Source organism: Komagataeibacter europaeus LMG 18890, from assembly GCF_000285295.1.
Lineage (GTDB): Bacteria > Pseudomonadota > Alphaproteobacteria > Acetobacterales > Acetobacteraceae > Komagataeibacter > Komagataeibacter europaeus.
The window spans coordinates 1-3,370 of record NZ_CADP01000190.1 but is presented as its reverse complement, the minus strand read 5'-3'; the positions used below and the strand labels follow the sequence as shown (position 1 = coordinate 3,370).

Annotated in this window: 3 protein-coding genes and 1 pseudogene; 2 read left to right on the top strand and 2 right to left on the bottom strand. The window is 55.6% G+C overall.

The features are described 5' to 3' along the window. Window positions 1-840, bottom strand: an 840-nt coding sequence (locus GEU01_RS20290) for an IS110 family RNA-guided transposase (protein WP_019086757.1), incomplete at its 3' end; no start/stop codon positions are given. 56 nt (window positions 841-896) lie between these two features. On the opposite strand from GEU01_RS20290, the gene GEU01_RS20285 reads away from it, so the two are divergent. Both GEU01_RS20285 and GEU01_RS25140 read left to right on the top strand, forming a co-directional pair. Further along, window positions 897-1,646, top strand: coding sequence for an ABC transporter ATP-binding protein (locus GEU01_RS20285; protein ID WP_019087500.1), 750 nt, complete (start codon window positions 897-899; stop codon window positions 1,644-1,646). Beyond that, window positions 1,645-2,135 (top strand): annotated as a pseudogene (locus tag GEU01_RS25140) (transposase); the annotation flags it as partial. The gene GEU01_RS20285 and the pseudogene GEU01_RS25140, both read left to right, overlap by 2 nt. An 826-nt stretch (window positions 2,136-2,961) precedes the next feature. On the opposite strand, the gene GEU01_RS23565 reads toward GEU01_RS25140, so the two are convergent. Next, on the bottom strand, window positions 2,962-3,370 hold a 409-nt coding region (locus GEU01_RS23565), incomplete at its 5' end, for a transposase (protein ID WP_019087499.1).

Sequence of the window (3,370 nt, the reverse complement as noted above, 5' to 3'; positions counted from 1 at the left end):
CCCCAGAACGAGCAGCTTCCTTATTTCCCGGTTGCCCGTTTTCGTAATCCTGCCCAGCCGGACCTTTCCGCCGGACGAGTGCTGCCGCGGCACAAGTCCAAGCCAGGCCGCGAAGTGCCGCGCACTTTCGAAAGTGTCGATATCCGTGACAGATGCCACGATCAAGGACGCGGTCATCGGGCCGATGCCGGGTATTGTCAAAAGACGACGGGCATCTTCGTCCTGCCTGGCGTGCGCCTGGATTCGCCTTTCCAGGCATCCGATGCTTTCACTCAACTTTCCGTATTGTTCGAAGAGCAAAATGACGGTCTGCTTCATGACGTCGGGCAAATCGGGTGATGTCTCGATTTTCGCCAGAAGATCGGGCAGGCGACTGTTTCCCAACGGCACGATCAAGCCGAATTCCGCTGCAAGCGCGCGCAACGCATTGACCAGCATCGTCTGCTGTTTGACCAATAGTGTGCGCGTTGAGTGTAACGAGAGCAGGCTTTGCTGTTCTTCGTTTTTGATCGGGACGAAGCGCGTGTCGGGATGGAGTGCCGCAAGACAAATGGCTGCGGCGTCAACAGCGTCGTTTTTCTTGCCACGTTTGACGAACGGCTTGACCATGTCCGGCGGAATAAGTTTCACGTCATGACCCGCATCGCGGATGACGCGCGCCCAATGATGCGATGTGCCGCAAGCTTCGAGCACGACCTGACACCGCTCGAGTTTCCCGAAGAATGAGGCAACCTCACTGCGCCCGAGCTTTCGCTTGAGAAGACATTTTCCATTTGCATCTGTGCCGTGCGCCTGAAAAACGGACTTGGCGATATCCAGGCCGATCATGGTAATTTTCATCCGGGCGGTCTCCTCTGAATGGTCATTCCGACCCCAGCATGGCACATTGATGCCGCATGGAGGCCGTCCACCCCATCTTGACGGTCGGCCCGTTTCCCACGGGACGGGTATCTGCCCTGCTTGGTCCCAATGGCAGTGGCAAGTCCACCCTGCTGCGTGCCATGGCGGGATTGGGGGAGGCGACGGGCCGGATCATGCTTGGCCCGGATGAACTTTCGCGCATGTCGCTGGCGCAGCGGACACGGCGCTGCCTGTACCTGCCCCAGACCCTGCCGGCCACTGTGCATCTGCAGGTGCTGGAATCGCTTCTGGCTGCCCGGAATGCCACGGGCGTAATGCCCGGGGTTTCGGGCGGGGATGAAATCGACGCGACGCTGCGCATGCTGGACATATTCGGCATCGCGGATCTGGCCATGCGGTACATGGATGAACTGTCGGGCGGGCAGCGCCAGCTTGTGGGGCTGGCGCAGGCCCTGGGGCGGCATCCCGACGCCCTGCTGCTTGATGAGCCGCTCAGCGCGCTTGACCTGCATCACCAGTTTGCTGTCATGGAGGTGCTGCGGCGCGAGACGGAACGGCGCAACATCGTAACGGTCATGGTATTGCATGACCTGAATATTGCCGTACGCATGACGGATTATGATGTCATCCTGCGCGCGGGTAAAATCATCGCCGCCGGGGCTCCGTGTGATGTCATTACACCCGATACATTGCGCCAGACCTATGACATTGTCGCCCGCGTGGAAACATGCAGCCGGGGACTGCCGCATATCATGGTGGATGGACTGGCGCCTGCAAATCACTGACCGCGAGGCAGAACCAACAGCGGCCATTCTCGATAGCCGGACCTTGCGCTCGACGTCGGAAGGCGGACCATCGCGCCGGATATGATGGGGGCAAACGCAAAAAGGGATCAGAGTTGCATATGGCGGTGGATACGCTGGGGCACCTGCTGGCCCTGCATGTGACGCCAGCCAATCGGGATGGCCACTGACGATAGCGTTGAGCAGGCTTATGTTGATCCGGGCCATACAGGCAAAAAGCCTGTCGAGGCAGCGCAGGTTCACGATATCGCCCTTGAGGTCATGAGGTTGCCCAAGGCCAGACGTGGCTGCGTCCGGCTGCCGCGCCGATGGGTTGTCGAGCGATCTTTCGCATGCGTCACTTGCTGTCACAGGGTCATCACGGATTGCGGGCGTTATGCTTCAACATTCGCAGGATGTAATATTCAGGTTCCATTCGTCCCTGCGGCTCGACACTGTTGTACGATCTTCGGCAATCTTCCAGCGTCATGAAATCGGCATGACGTGGCAGCGCATTCCCGTCGAACCGGGGTCATGGTGACGCCATGCGCCGGGTGATACCGGGGAAGGCATGCGATCTGTGGGCAATGGCTGACAGGGTGCGCCCCAGATGCTTTCCGGTACGGATCCGAAACATGGGGGCGTCCAGCTATTTCCATAAACAGGCGGGACGTAATCAAGGGCTGTCGCAATATAACATGAAAAGATGGCTACCGCGTTTGTGGCTGTCATTTCCATTGCGACCAGTTGAAAACTGGACCGGTTGTCAACTGGGGCAGGGCTGACAGCCATATTGTCCATGGAGCAGGAATGGAAAAAGCAGGATGGAATGACATCATCCTGCTTGTTTTGTCTATTCATGCATCATCATACGGGTATTGGAATTGACGTATAGGCTGCCTGACACAGTCTGTTACTTTCGACTGGGGTTGGCCGGCATATCAGCCAGACCGGAACATGGCAAACAGATATGCATGATAACATATACACAACCACGGCGTGTATTTCTGAAATAAATGCAATGATGGCGAGGTCTGGTTCTGCAATAACGGAATGACAGCATGTATTATGATGCAGATGCGTGCGGGATATGGTCCGTAGGATTCATGCCATGCGGTTGCGGATCATGCCGGAGGATGCATGGTAAGCGCCAGGCCAGAATATGAATATACATTTAAAATAATATGTAATTATAGAAAAGTTACTGGTTTTGTCGCGTTTTATTTTAATTATTATTTATGAAATCATGCACATAAATATATATTTGTATAAAAATGAAAATTAAATGACTTCATGAAATTTAAATATCGTAGGTTATTTACTTATTCCCATAAGAGCCCGATCCGAAAGTTTTCCAAGCTTGACAATGCCTTGCTGTCCGTCGTGTGAGCATGCGGATCGAGGCGATCAATGTCCACGCGGTTGAGGAAGCAATGGACTTTTCCCAATCTTTGGCGAGCCGCCTGCACCGTCCCAGCCAGGCGAATGTCCGTTCAACCACCCAGCGGCGAGGCAAGATCTGAAAGCCCTTCGCCGTATCGGACCGCCTGATGATTTCGACCGTCCATTTTCCCATGGAGGCGAGCGCGGATCGCAATTTGTTGCCAGCATAGCCGCCATCAGCAAAGATGTGGCGCAGCCAGGGAAAGCGCCTGCGTATTGCCGCCAGAACATCAACCGCCCCATCACGGTCCTGGATGTCGGCGGCATGAACGAGGAGAAAGATC